The organism is Enterobacter sp. PTB (assembly GCF_051130085.1).
In the GTDB taxonomy this organism is placed as follows: Bacteria; Pseudomonadota; Gammaproteobacteria; order Enterobacterales; family Enterobacteriaceae; genus Enterobacter; species Enterobacter ludwigii.
Genome location: NZ_JBDKEE010000002.1, coordinates 39,076 through 58,894, shown reverse-complemented (window position 1 = coordinate 58,894; position 19,819 = coordinate 39,076). Strand labels below are relative to the sequence as shown.

The following is a 19,819-nucleotide window of genomic DNA, read 5'->3' as shown; positions in this document are numbered from 1 at the left end:
TTAAGGTCCTTTTTTAGTTTTCTTTAATCCACAACACCTGCCATGGATTAAGGGTCAGAGTCGTACCAGTAATATCTTTCCCGGCGATCAATTCCCTGCCGGATGGAATATTCGACTCAAGCGTTTGAACGCGATCGCTGAAATTAAATAACGCGGTAACTTTTTCGCCACTTTGCGCAATACGCATTATTTTTAATACATGCTCGCCTGCCGTACTAAAACAAGCCTGACTGTCAGGGTGGAATGCTTTTTCTGCACGCCTCAGGGCGATTAATTCACGCAATCTATAATAGACTTTCTGCCGCAGGCTATTTTCGTTCTCAAGCTCACTGTCGATTGCACCGGCGAGGTATTTTTTGCGGTTAATCGCACGGTTATATCCCAGGCGCTCCACGCCCTCATAATCATTACGCGAGCCAAGAATACTTTGAATATAGACGGCAGGCACACCGGGGAAACTCAGGAGTACAGCATGAGCCAGAATAAACCGGGCAATACGGTGATTGTCATCGCAGTCCCTTGTGCTTAACGCATCAAGATAAGTGACATTGATTTCATACGGGCTTCGCGTTCCATCCGGATTGTTTTTCCAGTTGACCAGCGCCCCCTCGGCCTGAAGTTTCTCAACCAGCGAGAGGATCTCAGACTCGGGTAAAATTCCGCGTAACGGATTGAGGCCAATCCCGTCATGCGAGGCCAAAAAGTTAAACCAGGTGGTTTTCGTGGAAGGAAGCGTCAACGACGACGCCCACTGACACAGCGCCCGGACATCCTGACGGTGTACCGCATGCAGCACAAGCGGCGGCAAGGAGAACTGATACACCATCTGCGCTTCATTGTTGCCGTCACCAAAGTAGGCAACGTTGTCTTTATGCGGGACATTGGTCTCAGTGATTATCACCGTACCCGGCGCGACAGCCTCGGTAATGGCACGGAAAAGCTGGATAAGCTGATGGGTTTGTTCCAGATGGATACAGCTCGTTCCGGGTATCTTCCACATAAACCCAACGGCATCCAAACGAATGTAGCGCGCCCCTTCAGTCAGGTAGTGCAGCAGCACGTCTACCATCGCAATCAGAACCTGAGGAGAGGCAAAATTGAGATCGACCTGGTCGCTGCTGAAGGTGGTCCACAGGTGGCGTACGCTGCCATCGTGAAGCGTAAACGGCGTGAGGAGGGGCAAAGCACGCGGTCGCGTGACGGCCGACAGATCCGTTTCAGGGTCAACAGAAATGAAGAAATCGTTATACCCCGGCATTTGCTTAAGGTAATTCGCGAACCATTGACTTTGCGCCGACATGTGATTGCAGACGAAATCAAACATCAAACTGGCTGATTGTTTTAATTCGGCGATGTCCTGCCACGTTCCTGTTTCTGGTGCGACGTCGTGGTAATCAATAACAGAAAAACCGTCGTCAGAAGACCACGGATAAAAAGGTAAAAGATGAACATGTGAAAAGGAGTGAGAGAGCCACTTATTATAAAACCGTGTGAAAACCGGCAAGGCTTTCTCCCCTTCTGCCGAAAACTGATCGGCATACGTAATCAGGACAACATCTTTTTCATCCCACCCCACCTTACGCTTATCTGTAATAACAGAAATCGCGTTATCAATCTTTTCCAGCAACACCGAAAAATGGGTATCGGAAAATGATTCCCCGTAAACAAGATTAATGATTTCTTTAATTTTAGCCTGCATTTTATTTTCCATGGTAGCGGTCCCACGGAACGCAATCTACTCCCATGAAAAATATCTGTCAACGGACCGGGACGCAGAAAAAGGCGATTGCAAAGCAGCTCAACGCAGTATTGTGAGCTGCCGCAAAGAAAGAAAGGGAAAGCGAAGAAGTATCGCTAGCCTGCCCCGAAAACGAGAAAGGCTAACGTACGCAGGAATTATTGGGGAAAGTAGCGGCGTGAAAGCCGTTTTGCCACTTTTTGCAGCAGAGGTTCGAGCGCCACAGCCAGCAACATTCTTACCGGCTTGCGGGCAACAGATTTTATCGCCCAACCCGCCACACCTGCCGGGCCGAAACGTAATGCCGTCAGCAGGACCAGTTTACCTGCGATTTTCAGGCCGGGTTTTACCTTCTGACCGGCCTGTTGCCAGTTTTGCTTCATGTATATTCTCTCTTAAAGCTGACGAAAACGGCTTCTCAGCGTGAAGGTGTCAGACGTGACATAGCGCTCCATCTCACGTAACCGCTTCTCCCCAGCGGCGAGTTGATCGTCAACCGCGTTGAGAAGATCGTTGCTGGTCGGTGCGCCTTCTGCGGCCAGTTCACCTTCCGGCATCGGGTCGAGTACAAACGACAGCACGATGTACGCCACCAGGGTGATAAACGCCAGACCGAAGAAGATCGACAGCACCGTTACCACGCGAACCAGTTTGACCGGGACATCAAGATAATGAGCCAGTCCGGCACAGACGCCGCGTACCATTCCCTGCTGCGGAATGCGCCACAATTTTTTGTTCAGGTTCAGTCCAGCCATTAACGGTCTCTCCAGTTTGGATGTTCTGCATCGAGGATATCTTCCAGCGCCTGAATGCGTTCGCGCATTTTATTCGCCTGTTCGGTCAGCTGTACGAGACGCTGTTGTTCACTCTGGGAAAGTTCACCACGTGAAGAACGGTTGCTGTAGTGCAGCCATAACCAAATCGGCAGAACAAACAGCACGAAAATGGTCAGGGGAATAGCCAGAAAAAGCGCGCTCATGTGTACTCCTTGTCTTACGATGCGTGGCGGCACGCTCAGGTGCCGCACAAATTATTATTGGTTGTCTTGCTTCATTTTGGCTTTCAGCGCAGCAAGTTGCTCGCTGATTTCATCGTCCGCTTTCAGGTCAGCGAACTGCTGATCCAGTGACTTTTGTTTACCAATGCTGTGACTTTCCGCTTCCGCTTCCATATGGTCGATACGGCGTTCAAACGACTCAAAACGTGCCATTGCTTCATCCAGCTTACCGCTATCCAACTGGCGACGTACATCGCGGGATGAGCTTGCCGCCTGGTGGCGCAATGCCAGCGCCTGCTGACGCGCACGCGTTTCGTTCAGTTTATTCTCAAGCTCACCAATCTCTTTCTTCATACGCGAAAGGGTATCATCGACCAGTGTGACTTCATGCTCGAGCGTCGCGACCATGCCTGCCAGCTTCTGTTTTTCAATCAGCGCGGCGCGGGCCAGGTCTTCTTTATCTTTACGCAGCGCAAGTTCTGCTTTTTCCTGCCATTCGTTAAGCTGAGCGGTCGCCTGCTCAATGCGGCGCGTTAACTGTTTTTTCTCAGCCAGCGCACGGGCGGAGGTAGAACGCACTTCAACCAGCGTATCTTCCATTTCCTGAATCATCAGGCGCACCAGCTTCTGCGGATCTTCCGCTTTCTCAAGCAGTGAGTTGATATTGGCGTTCACGATGTCGGCGAAACGAGAAAAAATACCCATAATGTGATCCTCATAGTTCTGTTATCGGGCGATGCCCTGCTACATAGCTAATACAAATACCGTGCCAAGTTTTTATCTTGTTGATTTTACTTGATGTGGTTGATTTCCAGGCATCGGCACACTATGCTCACCTGGTGAATATCACTAAGGAGTGGTTAATTTCATCATGGCTGGATACAAAGACAATTTACTCGGCGAAGCCAACAGTTTTCTGGAAGTCCTCGAACAGGTCTCCCGTCTCGCGCCGCTCAACAAGCCAGTGCTTATTATCGGTGAGCGCGGCACGGGTAAGGAACTGATTGCTAACCGTCTGCATTATTTATCCGGACGCTGGGATGGCCCCTTCATTTCGCTTAACTGCGCGGCGTTGAATGAAAATCTGCTCGACACGGAGCTTTTCGGTCATGAAGCCGGTGCTTTTACCGGTGCCCAAAAACGCCATCCGGGTCGTTTTGAACGCGCCGACGGCGGCACGCTGTTTCTTGATGAACTGGCCACCGCGCCCATGCTGGTACAGGAAAAGCTGCTGCGCGTGATTGAATATGGCGAGCTGGAGCGTGTCGGCGGTAGCCAGCCGTTGCAGGTCAACGTGCGTCTGGTGTGCGCGACCAATGCCAACCTCCCGCAAATGGTGGCAGAGGATAAATTCCGTGCCGACCTGCTCGACCGGCTGGCCTTTGACGTCGTTCAGCTCCCGCCGCTGCGCGAGCGAAGAAGCGACATCATGCTGCTGGCAGAGCAGTTTGCGATTCAGATGTGTCGCGAGCTCGGCCTGCCGCTTTTTCCGGGGTTCAGCGAGTATGCAAAGGAGACACTCCTCGCTTACCACTGGCCGGGAAATATCCGTGAGTTAAAAAACGTCGTGGAGCGTTCTGTCTATCGCCACGGCAGCAGTGAGACCGAGCTGGATAACATTATTCTCGATCCTTTTCAGCGTAGCCCGCAGCCAGCTTCCGCCCCGCCCGTGTCCGGGGCTTCCCCTGCACTTCCCCTGGATTTGCGGCAGTTCCAGCATGAACAGGAACAACAGCTGCTTGAGCAGAGCCTGAAGGTGGCGAAATATAACCAGAAACGGGCGGCTGAACTCCTGGGTCTGACCTACCATCAATTAAGGGCATTGCTCAAAAAGCATCAAATGCGCTGACAATATCAGCACTTACCCGCAGACATTTTTACGAAGCAGGCGTAAGTGCGATACACTTTGCAGATCGAACCTAAAAACCTTAAAAATTATGCGTCTGGTTTTATCGTCCTTCTTTGCACTTGGTCTGTTCAGCAGCCTGGCGTTTGCTGCGCCCGAACCCGCTACGCAACCTGATATTCGCGACAGCGGCTTCGTCTATTGCGTAAGCGGTCAGGTTGATACATTTAACCCGCAAAAAGCGGGCAGCGGCCTGATTGTGGATACCCTTGCCGCGCAACTCTATGACCGTCTGCTTGATGTGGATCCCTACACCTACCGTCTGGTGCCAGAGCTTGCCGAAAGCTGGGAAGTCCTGGATAACGGCGCGACCTACCGTTTCCACCTACGCGATGATGTCGCATTTCAGCACACGCCTTGGTTTACCCCAACGCGCAAACTGAACGCAGATGATGTGGTCTTTACGTTCCAGCGTATCTTTAACCGTAATCACCCGTGGCATAACGTTAACGGCAGTAACTTCCCCTACTTCGACAGCCTGCAGTTTGCCGATACCGTTAAAAGCGTTCGCAAGCTGGATAACCGCACGGTGGAATTTTCGCTGAAGCGCCCGGATGCCTCTTTCCTCTGGCACCTGGCCACCCACTATGCGTCCGTTATGTCTGCTGAGTACGCCGCGAACCTGAGCAAAATCGATCGTCAGGAGTTAATCGATCGTCAGCCAGTCGGTACCGGTCCGTTCCAGCTGGCCGAATATCGCTCCGGACAATATATCCGCCTGCAGCGCCATGCGCATTTCTGGCGCGGCACGCCGCTGATGCCACAGGTAGTGGTCGATCTTGGCTCTGGCGGGACGGGGCGTTTATCAAAACTGCTGACCGGGGAGTGCGACGTGCTGGCGTGGCCTGCTGCCAGCCAGCTCACCATTTTGCGCGACGATCCGCGTTTGCGCCTGACGTTACGCCCCGGCATGAACATCGCCTATCTGGCGTTTAATACCGATAAGCCGCCGCTGAACAACCCTGCCGTACGCCACGCGCTGGCGCTGGCCATCAACAACCAGCGTCTGATGCAGTCGATCTATTACGGTACGGCAGAAACCGCCGCCTCTATTTTGCCGCGAGCCTCGTGGGCCTATGACAGTGAAGCTAAAATTACGGAATACAACCCGGCAAAAGCGCGTGAACAGCTGAAAGCGCTGGGGGCGGAAAACCTGACGCTGCAACTCTGGGTACCGACCAGCTCTCAGGCCTGGAACCCAAGCCCGCTGAAGACCGCCGAGCTGTTGCAGGCAGATATGGCGCAGGTGGGGGTGAAAGTGATCATCGTGCCGGTTGAGGGTCGTTTCCAGGAGGCGCGCCTGATGGACATGAACCATGATTTAACCCTGACAGGCTGGGCGACCGACAGTAATGACCCGGACAGCTTCTTCCGTCCGTTGCTGAGCTGTGCGGCGATTAACTCCCAGACCAACTACGCCCACTGGTGCAACCGGGAATTTGACGGCGTGCTGCAAAAAGCGCTGGCGTCCCAACAGCTGGCGTCACGCATAGACGCCTATGATGAAGCGCAGAAGATCCTTGCCGAAGAGCTGCCCGTGCTGCCGCTGGCCTCGTCACTGCGCCTGCAGGCCTATCGCTATGATATTAAAGGCCTGGTGTTGAGTCCGTTCGGCAACGCCTCCTTCGCTGGCGTGTCTCGCGAAAAAGAACAAGAGGTGAAAAAACCATGATCATTTTTACCTTGCGCCGCCTTCTGCTGCTGTTGGTGACGCTCTTTTTCCTGACCTTTGTTGGTTTCAGTCTGAGCTATTTCACCCCGCACGCCCCGCTTCAGGGGTCGTCGCTGTGGGATGCGTGGCTCTTCTGGTTTAACGGTCTGCTGCACTGGGATTTCGGTGTTTCAAGCATCAACGGACAGCTCATCTCCGAGCAGCTGAAAGAGGTTTTCCCGGCGACAATGGAGCTGTGCATTCTGGCATTCGGTTTTGCCTTAATGGTTGGTATTCCGGTAGGGATGCTGGCAGGGATTTATCGCAACAAATGGCAGGATAAATTTATCAGCGCCCTCGCCCTGCTCGGCTTCTCGATCCCGATCTTCTGGCTGGCGCTGCTGCTGACGCTTTTCTTCTCCCTCAACCTGGGCTGGCTACCGGTTTCTGGCCGTTTTGACCTGTTGTATACGGTAAAAACGGTGACCGGGTTTGCTATCGTTGACGCCTGGCTGTCTGATTCAGCCTGGCGACATGAGATGATCGTTAGCGCCGTACGCCATATGGTCTTGCCGGTACTGACGCTGGCGGTGGCACCGACAACCGAAGTGATCCGCCTGATGCGCCTGAGTACCATCGAGGTGTTCGATCAGAACTATGTCAAAGCGGCCGCCACGCGCGGCTTATCGCGCCTGACTATCTTGCGCCGTAATGTGCTGCATAACGCCCTGCCGCCTGTTATCCCGCGACTGGGGCTCCAGTTTTCCACCATGCTCACCCTGGCGATGATTACCGAAATGGTCTTCAGCTGGCCGGGGCTGGGTCGATGGTTGATCAACGCTATCCGCCAGCAGGACTACGCCGCCATTTCGGCGGGCGTCATGGTGATTGGCTCTCTGGTGATTATTGTTAACGTGATTTCCGATATTTTGGGTGCTATGGCCAACCCGTTGAAGCATAAGGAATGGTATGCCCTACGATAACGTATACAGTGAAAAGCGCACGCCCGGTGCGCTGCGTACCGTGTGGCGTAAATTCTATGGTGACACCACGGCAATGATTGGCCTTTATGGCTTCGCCGGGCTGGTGTTGCTCTGCGTTTTTGGCTCCTGGTTTGCGCCCTATGGTATTGATCAGCAGTTCCTTGGCTATCAGTTGCTGCCCCCATCCTGGTCGCGCTACGGTGAGGTCTCTTTCTTCCTCGGTACGGACGACCTCGGGCGTGACGTATTGAGCCGCCTGTTGAGCGGCGCGGCGCCGACGGTCGGCGGTGCATTTGTGGTGACGTTTGCTGCCACCATCTGCGGTCTGGCGCTCGGCATCTTTGCCGGGTCGACGCATGGCCTGCGCTCGGCGGCACTGAACCACATTCTCGACACCCTGCTCTCTATTCCGTCCCTGCTGCTGGCCATTATTGTGGTGGCGTTTGTCGGGCCACACCTGTCGCATGCCATGTTCGCGGTCTGGCTGGCGATCCTCCCTCGCATCGTGCGTTCGGTATACAGCATGGTGCATGACGAACTGGAAAAAGAGTATGTCGTCGCAGCTCGCCTGGACGGTGCAACAACCTTAAACATCCTTTGGTTTGCCGTACTGCCGAACATCGCTGCCGGGCTGGTCACGGAGATCACCCGCGCCCTGTCGATGGCGATTCTGGACATCGCGGCGCTCGGTTTTCTCGATCTCGGCGCGCAGCTGCCGTCGCCTGAATGGGGCGCGATGCTCGGTGACGCGCTCGAGCTTATCTACGTTGCGCCGTGGACAGTCATGTTACCGGGCGCAGCCATTATGGTGAGTGTGCTGCTTGTCAACCTGCTGGGCGATGGTATTCGCCGTGCAATTAATGCGGGGGTGCAATAATGCCGCTTCTTGATATTCGCAACCTGACCATCGAGTTCAAAACCGGTGAAGGCTGGGTGAAAGCCGTCGATCGCATCAGTATCACCCTTGCTGAGGGTGAAATTCGCGGGCTGGTGGGTGAATCCGGTTCAGGGAAAAGCCTGATCGCCAAAGCCATCTGTGGTGTGGCGAAGGATAACTGGCGCGTCACCGCTGACCGTATGCGTTTTGATGATATCGACCTGCAACGCCTCTCTCCCCGCGAGCGTCGCAAGCTTGTCGGCCATAACGTATCGATGATTTTCCAGGAGCCGCAATCCTGTCTTGACCCGTCCGAGCGCGTGGGCAAACAGCTGATGCAGAACATTCCCGGGTGGACCTATAAAGGCCGCTGGTGGCAGCGGTTTGGCTGGCGTAAGCGTCGTGCTATTGAGCTGTTGCACCGCGTCGGGATCAAAGATCATAAAGATGCCATGCGCAGTTTTCCGTACGAACTGACCGACGGTGAGTGTCAGAAAGTGATGATTGCCATCGCGCTGGCCAATCAGCCGCGTCTGCTGATTGCGGATGAACCGACCAACGCGATGGAACCGACCACGCAGGCGCAGATTTTCCGCCTGCTGACGCGTCTGAACCAGAACAACAACACCACCATTTTGTTAATCAGTCACGACCTGCAAATGCTCAGCAAATGGGCTGATAAGATTGATGTGATGTACTGCGGGCAGACGGTCGAAACCGCCCCGAGTGAAGACCTCATCACCGCGCCGCATCATCCGTATACGCAGGCGCTGATCCGCGCCATTCCAGATTTTGGCAGCGCCATGCCACACAAGAGTCGCCTGAACACCCTGCCCGGGGCTATCCCGCTGCTGGAGTCCTTGCCGATTGGCTGTCGTCTGGGGCCGCGATGCCCGTATGCGCAGCGTAAATGTATTGAGACGCCACGCCTGACAGGGGCCAAAAATCATCTATATGCCTGTCATTTCCCGCTGAACATGGAGAGAGAGTGAAATGGTCGAAACCTTACTGGAAGTCCGTAACCTGAGTAAGACCTTTCGCTACCGTACCGGGCTGTTCCATCGTCAGACCGTTGAAGCCGTGAAGCCGCTCAGCTTTACCCTGCGCGAAAAACAGACGCTGGCGATCATCGGTGAGAACGGTTCCGGTAAATCCACGCTTGCGAAGATGCTGGCAGGCATGGTTGAACCCTCCGGCGGCGAAGTGCTGATAGATGACCATCCGCTGGAATTCGGTGATTACTCTTTCCGCAGCCAGCGTATCCGCATGATCTTCCAGGATCCGTCGACATCGCTCAACCCGCGTCAGCGTATTTCGCAAATCCTCGATTTTCCGCTGCGTCTGAATACCGATCTCGAGCCAGAAGCGCGACGCAAACGCGTTTTTGAAACCCTGCGGATGGTTGGGCTGCTGCCCGATCACGAGAGCTATTACCCGCACATGCTCGCCCCCGGCCAGAAACAGCGTCTTGGGCTCGCGCGTGCGCTGATATTGCGCCCGAAAGTGATCATCGCCGACGAAGCGCTCGCCTCGCTGGATATGTCGATGCGGTCGCAGTTAATTAACCTGATGCTCGAATTACAGGAAAAACAGGGTATCTCGTATATCTACGTGACCCAACATCTGGGGATGATGAAACACATCAGCGACCAGGTGATGGTCATGCATCAGGGTGAGGTTGTTGAACGTGGCAGTACCGCGGATGTTATGGCCTCTCCGCTTCATGAACTGACTAAGCGATTGATCGCCGGCCATTTCGGTGAAGCATTAACCGCGGATGCGTGGAGAAAAGACCGCTAGCGCGTTGGTGCAAGGGGCGAATTAACAACGCTCACTACACGCGAAATCCTCGCGGCGTTTTAACGCCCCTTATCCGACAAAAATGCCCCCGGCACACCCATTCCTTTAAGGGTTAAATGGCAGCTCGCGCGCGTTAACCCTTTCCTTTCACTGATGGCGTAACCCGCTTGCAAGCATGACAAACACCTCAATCGCATGTGGCAACGTCTTCTGTGGATCGTCACTGGCGGCTATCAACAGTGCAGCATTGAGCGCAGCGCCATTTAACAGCTGTGCAGCGACGTTTGCATCCATATCTTTCAGGACCTTGCGTTCAATCATTTTTTCTATGGTCTGACGGGTAGATTCCAGGCAGCTATTCTGGCTGGGCCAGTGGGCCGGGTCACCCAGAACAGCCGGACCATCACGCAGTACAATACGCTGCACTTCCGGATCGAGCGCCATTTTGATGTAAGCGACGCCTTCCGCCAGCAGTCGTTCCCAGTCATTCTCGGCGCTGGCGGCAATTTCCTTCGCCTTTCGTGCCATTTCGCTGTCTATCTGGGCGACCACCGCAGCCAGCAAGCCTTTCTTGTCAGTGAAATTATGGTATAGCGCTCCACGTGTTAACCCCACGCTTGCGGTCAACTCATCCATGGAGGCTGCGGCATAGCCTTTCTCGGCAAAAGCTTTGCGCCCTGCCTGTATCATTTTTTCGCGATTTTCCTGGGCCGTTTCGGCACGGCTTTTTGCAGCCATAAGACGTCCTTGGTTACGTTGTGTTTTTCCGTTTGACATACGTGGCGTATGTGGTTTAGATTTTGACATACGCCGCGTATGTTAATACGACCGCGTGATCTCAACAATACCCCCAATCGAAAAGGAAATGCCATGCACCCACGTGAACCTGTATTTCCCGCTAATCGTCATGCCCTCTATGAAGAACATGGCTATTCTGCTGCCATTCGCTCTGGCGATCTGTTATTTGTCTCAGGCCAGGTTGGAAGCCGCAGCGATGGCACACCTGAAACGGATTTCGGCGCTCAGGTACAACTGGCTTTTGATAATCTCCAGGCTACGCTTTCTGCCGCAGGATGTACGTTTGATGATGTGATCGACGTGACGACGTTTCATACCGATCCTGAAAATCAGTTTTCAACCATCATGGAAGCCAAAAAATTAGCGTTCCCCCGCCCCCCTTATCCAAACTGGACGGCCGTGGGGGTAAACTGGCTTGCGGGCTTTGATTTTGAAATTAAGGTCATTGCCAGAATCCCACCGCAATAAAGCAAGTATTCGGCATAGGTCCCACCGGCAATTTATTAATTACGTCATGACGCCACACGCTGTAGATATCGAATGAAAGAAAGTATTAGTAAATATATTCTCACCTGGGTAGAGAAAAATAACTTTTCTATTTTACATATTGATCAACTGGTTAAAGATACCGGGTATAGCAGAAGAACCATGGAAACATGGTTTAAAGAGAAATATCACCTCTCTTTAGGTGAGTACATCCTAAGGAGAAGGCTGAGCCTTGCAGCCATCATGCTCAGAATGACGTCGCTTCCCGTTACGGACATTGCTTATTTATTTCACTACCAAAGCAGCCAGGGGTTTTCAAGAGCCTTTAAAAAGATGTCGGGACTCACCCCTTCTGAATACAGAAATGCAAAAGAGTGGGATTTTGATATCCTTCAGCCCTCATTTTTATTAGACGATCTTCAAACACCCAAAATAACACTCTGTGAACTCAATGAGATTTTTCCGTATACCCATGAGATTATAGAGCACGATCATCTTTTTGATACTGCGGTGCACGATGTCACTAAAAAAATCAAAAAACTCCTGCTTGAGAATCGCGATCGGATCCAACAGCTTGCCATAGTGCCGCGCCGACCAGAACGTCTGGGTAAAAGCCGTTCCTATCTGGTAGAAGTCTTAATTTCATATTGTTTAGACAGCACTAAAACAACAAAGAAAGACACACTTTTACTTACCGGAAAATATGCAAAAATGTCCTTTGAAGGCAGCTGGGAATGTTATAGCGCCTATAACAAAATTGCGTTTGTTAAGGCAATGGTGACGAACCGCCTGACGTTGCGCGATGGCATTCATTTAATGCGTTTTAACGCCTGCAGCGATGAGCGCGTTAACTTTGATATTTACATCCCTGTGTTATAACCCCGTTTTTTCTTGCGCGTAAATCACACCGCGGGAGGCGCGCAACGCCGGTTCAGACCGACCCTGCGGCCTGTCTGCACACGGTTCTGTTTTTACCACCGTGCTTGGCCTCATACAGTGCTTCATCCACATCACGAATGATATCGCTACTGTTGACGTTTTCCTGAATGGCTGAGCACACGCCAATACTTAACGTTACCGTCAGGGGCACCGCGTACAGGTTACCCTGCCCGGTGCGTTGCTCAACATTCTTGCGAATACGTTCTGCGACGACTACGGCCATACTCCTGTCCGTGTCGGGCAACAGCAGGCCAAACTCTTCACCTCCCAGTCTGGCAAAGACGTCGTTATCACGAATACTGTCTTTAATAATATCCACGACCGCCAGAATGACGCGGTCCCCCACAGGATGTCCCCAGGTGTCATTAATGGTCTTAAAGTTATCGATATCCAGCATCATAATGCTGGTGCCCTTTTCTGTTCTGAGCATGCGGAGCCGCTGAAGTGCCTCAAAAAAATACTTGCGGTTGAAGATCTGCGTAAGGGGATCGCGGTTAACCCGATCGCCAAAAAATCTCAGCAAGCTGAAGACATGTAACAGTAAGGTACAGATAACAAATAGTTTACTGAACACTTCTACCGCCCGGCTGATATACCAGAGCGACAGGTTATACGTATCGAGTAAGAGCAGGAAAAAGTTATAGGTGATCGCAGAAAGGCACACCACGATGATGCTGTTCCAGACGCCAGATGAAAAGCGTGTCACGTAAGTCATGTAGCAGGCCAGGGCCGACCAGAGCACTATCAGAGCGTTAACGTAGCGGACATCCCAGACAGGATGATACTGATCGGGGCGATACGCGGCTATCGTTAATGTCCAGGTTGGATTGTAGCTGCTCAACGCATGGGCCAGCACCGGGAACATAACCAGGGGGATTAACGATATTAGCGCCAGCCAGACCTTATTCCGTAATGTGAACCGTCGCCGTGCCGTGTGTTTCTCCACCCATACAGCAAGCCCCAGCAAAAAAATAAAACTTAACTGGCGGAAAAAATAAAATACCGCCGTATCGTTAGTTTTTAGCGTATGGGTTAACCCTGCGTCTTCAGGAAGCTGAATGACGATAATCGTTTCTATGAAATAGATGAGACCGCTCAGAAACGCCATGCTCAGGATTAACAGGGATAAATGAGATCGGTCAGACGCATACTGCATCTGGATAAAAATAGAGATAATGGTATCCAGAAAAAATAGCGCAATCATGACGATCAAATAGGTTGTCATGGGTACCCTGAAACCTGGATTATCATTAACAAAAAAGGAGTTCACCGCGATCATCAGTGCAAACAGCAGCGCACCGGACAGCACGATCATTTTCTCAGCCAACGTAATGTTATTCATGTTCATTAATACCGCATAAATAAAAGACGTGAAACGGCAGAGCGATTTACACCATTCTCTGCTTAACATCGAGGGGCAAACCGGTCAGGCTTGCCACCCTCTTTTCAGATGCTTCAGTTAACCGACCTCAGTCTGTTGAAGTGGATTATCCCGGTCGATGTCGTACCGAACCGGGATATTCCCTACTGCGCTTTACTCACCAGTGAGATCACTCTTACCTGCTTGTTGCGATAGGCTATCGCCAGCGCTGAATAGGCCCTCGCCGGTAACGTATGATGTTTGTATTGTGAATAGACGTTGATAACCTCATTATCTTTACCGGCCCACAGGGCGATTTGCATCCAGTCGGCGACCTGAGACTCATCAAGCCGATGGTGGCCTGAAAACCAGGACAAGGCTGGTTCCGTATTGCCTTTTCTCGCCTCGATAATCAGAGCGTCATACTGACTATGTTCCGCTGGTGTCATGGCCGACACCGTCGCGTAAGGAAAAGAAACCGTTCCGACAATTAACGTCTTAACTAATAACTGTGCAATCCTCATGCATGCATTCCATATATCCGTATATGTTAAACTTAGTGATGCGTTTTATTCTGTAAAAGAAAATGTGAAAAATACTCCTCCCCTGAAGCATATTGAAAGAAATGGCGAAACTCCTCTAACTTTCGCTCATATTCCCCCTGTCCTCCTCCGAAATTCTTGTCAGGGCACAATCCTGCAGATTATCGATACCGAGCCATTCGCTAAATGCGACGGAATAGGCAATTGAGTCGATATCATCATCATCGAATCGATACAATTCTTCTTTCATCGTTCACAACTCCATTTGTAAAACATCTGTTTTGCGAGGAATATATAGCGTCAGGGCTCACAGACGAGAGCCCGTACTGACTGATTCGTTTTAATTACGAGACGGTGCCAGACTCAGACTATGGGTATATAAATATCAAATACGACCTTATCTTCGGAGCAGGAATGGAACGTCATTAAATGGGTTTCATTACGCAGCCTGAATTGATGATAAGACATTACCCACAAATAGTTCTTTTTGCTGAGCTTACCGTAGGCGCTCCAGGTACCGTCATACCGCATAACGGCATATTTACCGGAAAAATGATATTCCTGTTTTTGGTGCGACGTATTATCCGGTGACAGATAATCAATTATGACTTCAGCCATGTTTTCCCGGCTTTTATCCAGGCCTTCTGGACGCCGTCCCCTGATGGCGATTTCTTTTACCTCCCCACGATGATCAAGCAAAAGTTTTCTCAGTCTTTTGGTCACATCCTGTATCGCAGGATTAAAAATATGATCATATTCCGTCAGGGTATCGTTATAGGAAAACGTCCGCGCCAGCCGACATATCTTCACGTCAGGTTTACGGAGCCCTTCTAATAACAGTGAAGGATGGTAACGCTGGAAGTCCCATATTTCATCGCTTCGATATTGAGACGGTGTTTTCCCGGTCAATTTCTTAAACGCGCGGGCAAAACCCTGTCCACTATGATACTGAAAAATGTGAGCGATTTCGGTGACCGGCAGCGACGTCATCCTTAATAAAGACGCGGCATAGCTCATTCGTCTCCTGAGCATATACTCACCCAGCGACTGGTGGAATTGGTGTTTAAACCAGATTTCGAGCGTCCTTCTGCTGTAACCCGTTTTTACGACCAGCCGATCGATATGCTCCAGAGATAAAATATTATCTTCAACCCAGTCTATAACGTGTTTGTTAATGATTTCTTTCATGTTTTGACTCTAACTGGATTGTAATACGTAAAATCCACTGAACGGATCATTTTGCGCAAAAACGCCCGCCTCTGGTTGGATGAGGCGAACCGGCCGCGCAGTGATATAATGGACGGATGCCTGTGAAACAGCGTGATAACGCGTTCGCTCACCCCCTTCCATGACATACGTCACGGGCTTTGAGCGAGAAATAGCGTGACACAAGGGGCACTGAGTGGGATATAATTTCGAGCTAATTTCGAATGACTTTGAAATGTTGCCTGTAATGCTATGATTTACAAGGCAAAAAATAAGCAATGAATATAAGGATTAAATCTATGGGTTTTCTTTCCGGTAAGCGCATTCTGGTAACTGGCGTTGCCAGCAAACTGTCCATCGCATACGGCATCGCACAGGCTATGCATCGCGAAGGCGCTGAGCTGGCGTTCACCTACCAGAACGACAAGCTGAAAGGCCGTGTAGAAGAGTTTGCCGCGCAGCTGGGTTCCAGCCTTGTTCTGGAATGCGACGTTGCACAAGACGAAAGCATCGATGGCATGTTTGCTGAACTGGCAAAAGCATGGCCGAAATTCGACGGTTTCGTTCACTCCATCGGCTTCGCTCCTGGCGATCAGCTGGACGGCGACTACGTGAACGCGGTAACCCGTGATGGCTTCAAAATCGCTCACGACATCAGCTCCTACAGCTTCGTGGCAATGGCTAAATCTTGCCGTGCGATGCTGAACCCAGGCGCAGCTCTGCTGACCCTGTCCTATCTGGGCGCAGAACGTGCTATCCCTAACTACAACGTTATGGGTCTGGCTAAAGCGTCTCTGGAAGCAAACGTCCGCTACATGGCGAACGCGATGGGTCCAGAAGGTGTGCGTGTGAACGCTATCTCTGCGGGTCCAATCCGTACCCTGGCAGCTTCCGGTATCAAAGATTTCCGTAAAATGCTGGCGCACTGCGAAGCGGTTACTCCGATTCGTCGTACCGTTACCATTGAAGATGTGGGTAACTCTGCAGCGTTCCTGTGCTCTGACCTTTCCGCGGGTATCTCCGGCGAAGTGGTTCACGTTGACGGCGGCTTCAACATCGCTGCAATGAACGAGCTGGAAATTAAATAAGCTGTGACTCTCTTCCCTCACGGGAAGAGAGTTTTCCTTCCTCCGCCCGACCCCTTCGTTATTCCGTTCAGCTATTTGTTATCACCTAACAATATTTTTCCCCACATCTGCCTTACGCCAGGATATTGATCGCCATTTTGAGATCAAGGAACGCCCATGGAACAACGCCGTTTTTCCGGCAAAGGCCACTGGTACCACGAAACCCAGTCAAACCACGCGCAGACGGATGTTCTGCCTCTGGTGCCCGAAGCCGCTAACGTCGACGATCGTTTTTTGCTCGATTTAGCCCTGCCTGACGAGATTGTCGCCGCCTGTACTGGCTGGCTCACCCCTGCCAGAACCTTATGCCACCTGTTGTTTCCGCTCTCAATCTCCGTTAACCGGCTGCATACGCTCAGCGCCTACGACAGATTGAGTACTGCATTAACGGTCGCGCAGGCCTGTGGCGTCCAACGGTTGTGTAACCACTATGCCGCCCTCCTCGCCCCGCTTCCCGGCCCTGACTCCTCACGCGAAAGTAACCGCCGCCTGGCACAAATCACCCAGTACGCCCGTCAGCTCGCCAGCTCACCTGATGTCATCGATGATAAAGCACAGCAGCAGCTTGATGAGGTGGGCCTGACAACCTACGACATGGTGCTTATTAATCAGATTATCGGCTTTATCGGTTTTCAGGCACGCGTGGTGGCCGTCTTTCAGGCCCTGCTGGGGCATCCTGTACGCTGGCTGCCCGGCCATCATATTCAGCCGCACACGCTGCCAGCTGCTCCTGAGTCCTGGGTGGCGCTTTTACCTGTCGTTGAACTGCGTTATGCCAGCGCGCATCAGCTTGAATCGCTTTCCCGCTGGCAGGCCGAACCCGCCCTTGAAGCGCTGACGCCGGTACTCAGCCATGAGCCCATCCTGCTCGACCTGACGGGTGAGATCCTGGTAAACAGCCATGATGATATTTCTCTTGATTCGCCGGCGCTTTCGGCGGCAATCGACTTGTTGACGCGTTCTCCGGACCGCTTCAGTGCCGCACAGTTCACCCCGCTCACTGAACAAGGACTGCCTGCGGTACGGGCGATAAAACTGCTCACCCGGAGCGCGATGGATGGCTGGCTTGAACGCCTGAAAGTCGCGTTTGGCAAAGGGGAATAACCATACTAATTACCCAAAGACCGCTTGCTGTGACAGTGAGAATCGCGTAAAACTGTCAGCCGCTCAATGGCTACGAAAATAGAACATTATGTTTCAGGACAACCCGCTGCTAGCGCAGCTTAAACAGCAACTGCATTCCCAGACGCCGCGTGCAGAAGGGGTCGTAAAAGCCACGGAAAAGGGCTTTGGCTTCCTTGAAGTTGATGCGCAGAAAAGCTACTTCATTCCGCCACCGCAGATGAAGAAAGTGATGCATGGCGACCGCATTACGGCCGTCATTCATACCGAAAAGGAACGTGAGTCCGCCGAGCCGGAAGAACTGATCGAACCGTTCCTGACCCGCTTCGTGGGCAAGGTCCAGCGAAAAGACGATCGTCTTTCTATCGTGCCGGATCATCCCCTGCTGAAAGATGCCATTCCTTGCCGCGCCGCCCGTGGTGTTGAGCATGATTTCAAAGAAGGTGACTGGGCCGTAGCAGAAATGCGCCGTCATCCTCTGAAAGGCGATCGTGGCTTTTATGCTGAACTGACCCAGTTCATCACCTTTGGCGACGACCATTTCGTGCCATGGTGGGTGACGCTTGCACGCCATAATCTTGAGAAAGAAGCGCCAGACGGCGTAGCGACTGAAATGCAGGACGAAGGCCTGACGCGTCGCGACCTCACTGCCCTGGAGTTTGTCACTATCGACAGCGCCAGCACAGAAGATATGGATGATGCGCTGTATGCGGAAGAGAGCGCTGATGGCAAAGTGCATTTGACCGTCGCCATTGCCGATCCCACCGCCTGGATCGTTGAAGGCAGCAAGCTGGACGATATGGCAAAAGTCCGATCGTTCACTAACTACCTGCCGGGCTTCAACATCCCCATGTTGCCGCGCGAACTGTCAGATGACCTCTGCTCACTGCGTCCAAATGAAGTGCGTCCGGTCCTTGCCTGCCGCATGACCATCGCCGCCGATGGCGCGATCGAAGACGATATTGAATTTTTTGCCGCAACCATCGAATCGAAAGCCAAGCTGGCCTACGACAATGTTTCCGACTGGCTTGAGAATACCGGCACCTGGAAACCGGAATCAGACGCGATTGCCGCACAGATCCGCCTGCTGCACCGCATTTGTCTGAACCGCGGCGAGTGGCGTAAAACCCATGCGCTGGTCTTTAAGGATCGTCCGGACTATCGCTTTGTGCTGGGTGAAAAAGGCGAAGTGCTGAATATCGTGGCCGAACCGCGTCGCATTGCGAACCGCATTGTTGAAGAAGCGATGATTTCTGCCAACATTTGTGCCGCTCGCGTCCTGCGTGACAAGCTGGGCTTTGGTATTTACAACGTCCACACCGGTTTTGATCCGGCCAATACCGAAGCGCTGGCGGCCCTGCTGAAGAACCACGATGTGCACGTTGACCCTGAAGAAGTGCTGACGCTGCAGGGCTTCTGTAAGCTGCGCCGCGAGCTGGATGCACAGCCATCCGGTTTCCTCGACAGCCGTATCCGTCGTTTCCAGTCCTTTGCTGAAATCAGCACCGAGCCGGGTCCACACTTTGGCCTCGGCCTGGAAGCCTACGCGACCTGGACGTCACCTATTCGTAAGTATGGTGACATGGTCAACCACCGTCTGCTGAAGGCGATCATTAAGGGTGAGTCCATTGCGCGTCCGCAAAATGACACCACCCTGCAGATGGCCGAACGACGTCGCCTGAACCGTATGGCGGAACGTGACGTGGGAGACTGGCTGTACGCACGCTACCTGCAGGATAAAGCGGGTACAGATACTCGCTTCGCCGCAGAAATCATTGATATCAGCCGGGGCGGTATGCGCGTTCGCCTGGTGGATAACGGTGCCGTCGCCTTTATCCCTGCCCCGTTCCTGCATGCCGTCCGTGACGAACTGGTCTGCAGCCAGGAAAATGGTACTGTGCAAATCAAAGGCGAAACAGTTTACAAAGTCACAGACGTGATTGACGTAAACATCGCTGAAGTTCGCATGGAAACCCGCAGCGTTATCGCGCGCCCGGTCGCCTGATAACCGCTTAAATTGTCGGCCGTTTCCCTTCGGGAAGCGCCGACAATTTTTCTTTTGAACCCCCGCCGCAAAATCATTATTTTTTCGTACTATTTTCAGCGTCTTCCCGCCCAAAATTGCCATAATTATCTACAGTAAAAGAGTGCCGTTATATTCGGTTACGTGAATTTTTATACAATAAATACCCTTTTTCGCCAGACGCGTTTTTTATAAGAAAACCGGGAAAAAACACGACGTTCATTTTGGGGTTGCCGCTGTTTCACAACGGAAAAGTCGACGGCA

General features: G+C 52.2%; 21 protein-coding genes. 11 read left to right on the top strand and 10 right to left on the bottom strand.

What is annotated here, in order from left to right:
* Positions 1-13: 13 nt before the first annotated feature.
* The 5 genes from AAIR21_RS02450 to pspA all read right to left on the bottom strand — a co-directional run bounded on the left by AAIR21_RS02450 (position 14) and on the right by pspA (position 3,440).
* On the bottom strand, positions 14-1,711 hold the full coding sequence (locus AAIR21_RS02450) for a sugar phosphorylase (RefSeq protein ID WP_032680896.1): 1,698 nt from the start codon (positions 1,709-1,711) through the stop codon (positions 14-16).
* Positions 1,712-1,896: 185 nt separating this feature from the next.
* Positions 1,897-2,121 (bottom strand): phage shock protein PspD, encoded by a 225-nt coding sequence (gene pspD, locus AAIR21_RS02445; protein WP_014170342.1) that lies wholly within the window; start codon positions 2,119-2,121, stop codon positions 1,897-1,899.
* 12 nt (positions 2,122-2,133) lie between these two features.
* Positions 2,134-2,493, bottom strand: a complete 360-nt coding sequence (gene pspC / locus AAIR21_RS02440; protein WP_014170343.1) for an envelope stress response membrane protein PspC — start codon at positions 2,491-2,493, stop codon at positions 2,134-2,136.
* Positions 2,493-2,717 carry an envelope stress response membrane protein PspB gene (gene pspB / locus AAIR21_RS02435; RefSeq protein ID WP_025204011.1) on the bottom strand — a complete coding sequence of 75 codons (225 nt, stop codon included), beginning with the start codon at positions 2,715-2,717 and terminating at the stop codon, positions 2,493-2,495. Before pspB ends, pspC begins: the two co-directional genes overlap by 1 nt.
* A 54-nt stretch (positions 2,718-2,771) precedes the next feature.
* Positions 2,772-3,440 (bottom strand): phage shock protein PspA, encoded by a 669-nt coding sequence (gene pspA, locus AAIR21_RS02430; protein ID WP_183516298.1) that lies wholly within the window; start codon positions 3,438-3,440, stop codon positions 2,772-2,774.
* Between the two features lie 166 nt (positions 3,441-3,606).
* Here pspA and pspF point away from each other — a divergent pair, with 166 nt between their 5' ends.
* From pspF to sapF, 6 genes are all read left to right on the top strand, one after another.
* Positions 3,607-4,584: a phage shock protein operon transcriptional activator gene (gene pspF / locus AAIR21_RS02425; protein ID WP_044866560.1), complete on the top strand. Its 978-nt coding sequence runs from the start codon at positions 3,607-3,609 to the stop codon at positions 4,582-4,584.
* Positions 4,585-4,672: 88 nt separating this feature from the next.
* Positions 4,673-6,313 (top strand): ABC transporter substrate-binding protein SapA, encoded by a 1,641-nt coding sequence (gene sapA / locus AAIR21_RS02420; protein ID WP_020882454.1) that lies wholly within the window; start codon positions 4,673-4,675, stop codon positions 6,311-6,313.
* On the top strand, positions 6,310-7,275 hold the full coding sequence (sapB, locus tag AAIR21_RS02415; protein ID WP_014170348.1) for a putrescine export ABC transporter permease SapB: 966 nt from the start codon (positions 6,310-6,312) through the stop codon (positions 7,273-7,275). The genes sapA and sapB overlap by 4 nt, the downstream gene beginning before the upstream one ends.
* Positions 7,262-8,152 carry a putrescine export ABC transporter permease SapC gene (gene sapC, locus AAIR21_RS02410; RefSeq protein ID WP_014170349.1) on the top strand — a complete coding sequence of 297 codons (891 nt, stop codon included), beginning with the start codon at positions 7,262-7,264 and terminating at the stop codon, positions 8,150-8,152. The genes sapB and sapC overlap by 14 nt, the downstream gene beginning before the upstream one ends.
* Entirely contained in the window at positions 8,152-9,144 is a 993-nt protein-coding gene (sapD, locus tag AAIR21_RS02405) for a putrescine export ABC transporter ATP-binding protein SapD (RefSeq protein ID WP_014170350.1), read from the top strand. The genes sapC and sapD overlap by 1 nt, the downstream gene beginning before the upstream one ends.
* A gap of 1 nt (position 9,145) precedes the next feature.
* A complete protein-coding gene (gene sapF, locus AAIR21_RS02400) occupies positions 9,146-9,952 on the top strand; it encodes a putrescine export ABC transporter ATP-binding protein SapF (RefSeq protein ID WP_014170351.1) in 807 nt (268 codons plus the stop codon).
* A 147-nt stretch (positions 9,953-10,099) separates the two neighbouring features.
* On the opposite strand, the gene AAIR21_RS02395 is transcribed toward sapF, so the two are convergent.
* Complete coding sequence (locus AAIR21_RS02395; protein WP_183516297.1) at positions 10,100-10,690, bottom strand: TetR/AcrR family transcriptional regulator; 591 nt, start codon at positions 10,688-10,690, stop codon at positions 10,100-10,102.
* A 132-nt stretch (positions 10,691-10,822) separates the two neighbouring features.
* On the opposite strand from AAIR21_RS02395, the gene AAIR21_RS02390 reads away from it, so the two are divergent.
* Both AAIR21_RS02390 and AAIR21_RS02385 read left to right on the top strand, forming a co-directional pair.
* Complete coding sequence (locus AAIR21_RS02390) at positions 10,823-11,218, top strand: RidA family protein (protein ID WP_020882451.1); 396 nt, start codon at positions 10,823-10,825, stop codon at positions 11,216-11,218.
* 72 nt (positions 11,219-11,290) lie between these two features.
* Positions 11,291-12,115, top strand: coding sequence for a helix-turn-helix domain-containing protein (locus AAIR21_RS02385; RefSeq protein WP_434679857.1), 825 nt, complete (start codon positions 11,291-11,293; stop codon positions 12,113-12,115).
* A 52-nt stretch (positions 12,116-12,167) separates the two neighbouring features.
* On the opposite strand, the gene AAIR21_RS02380 is transcribed toward AAIR21_RS02385, so the two are convergent.
* The 4 genes from AAIR21_RS02380 to AAIR21_RS02365 form a co-directional block, all read right to left on the bottom strand.
* Positions 12,168-13,517 carry a sensor domain-containing diguanylate cyclase gene (locus tag AAIR21_RS02380; RefSeq protein WP_032679689.1) on the bottom strand — a complete coding sequence of 450 codons (1,350 nt, stop codon included), beginning with the start codon at positions 13,515-13,517 and terminating at the stop codon, positions 12,168-12,170.
* 182 nt (positions 13,518-13,699) lie between these two features.
* The gene (locus AAIR21_RS02375; RefSeq protein WP_032678287.1) at positions 13,700-13,984 is read right to left on the bottom strand and encodes a hypothetical protein; all 285 of its coding nucleotides are present in this window, start codon (positions 13,982-13,984) and stop codon (positions 13,700-13,702) included.
* A gap of 190 nt (positions 13,985-14,174) precedes the next feature.
* Positions 14,175-14,327 (bottom strand): hypothetical protein, encoded by a 153-nt coding sequence (locus AAIR21_RS02370; protein WP_154816610.1) that lies wholly within the window; start codon positions 14,325-14,327, stop codon positions 14,175-14,177.
* 113 nt (positions 14,328-14,440) lie between these two features.
* A complete protein-coding gene (locus AAIR21_RS02365) occupies positions 14,441-15,265 on the bottom strand; it encodes a helix-turn-helix transcriptional regulator (RefSeq protein ID WP_183516295.1) in 825 nt (274 codons plus the stop codon).
* Positions 15,266-15,582: 317 nt separating this feature from the next.
* Here AAIR21_RS02365 and fabI point away from each other — a divergent pair, with 317 nt between their 5' ends.
* The 3 genes from fabI (at position 15,583) to AAIR21_RS02350 (ending at position 19,537) form a co-directional block, all read left to right on the top strand.
* On the top strand, positions 15,583-16,371 hold the full coding sequence (fabI, locus tag AAIR21_RS02360; RefSeq protein ID WP_020882447.1) for an enoyl-ACP reductase FabI: 789 nt from the start codon (positions 15,583-15,585) through the stop codon (positions 16,369-16,371).
* Between the two features lie 156 nt (positions 16,372-16,527).
* Positions 16,528-17,514 carry a CMD domain-containing protein gene (locus tag AAIR21_RS02355; protein ID WP_014170359.1) on the top strand — a complete coding sequence of 329 codons (987 nt, stop codon included), beginning with the start codon at positions 16,528-16,530 and terminating at the stop codon, positions 17,512-17,514.
* An 88-nt stretch (positions 17,515-17,602) separates the two neighbouring features.
* Positions 17,603-19,537, top strand: a complete 1,935-nt coding sequence (locus AAIR21_RS02350) for an exoribonuclease II (RefSeq protein ID WP_032678288.1) — start codon at positions 17,603-17,605, stop codon at positions 19,535-19,537.
* Positions 19,538-19,819 lie beyond the last annotated feature (282 nt).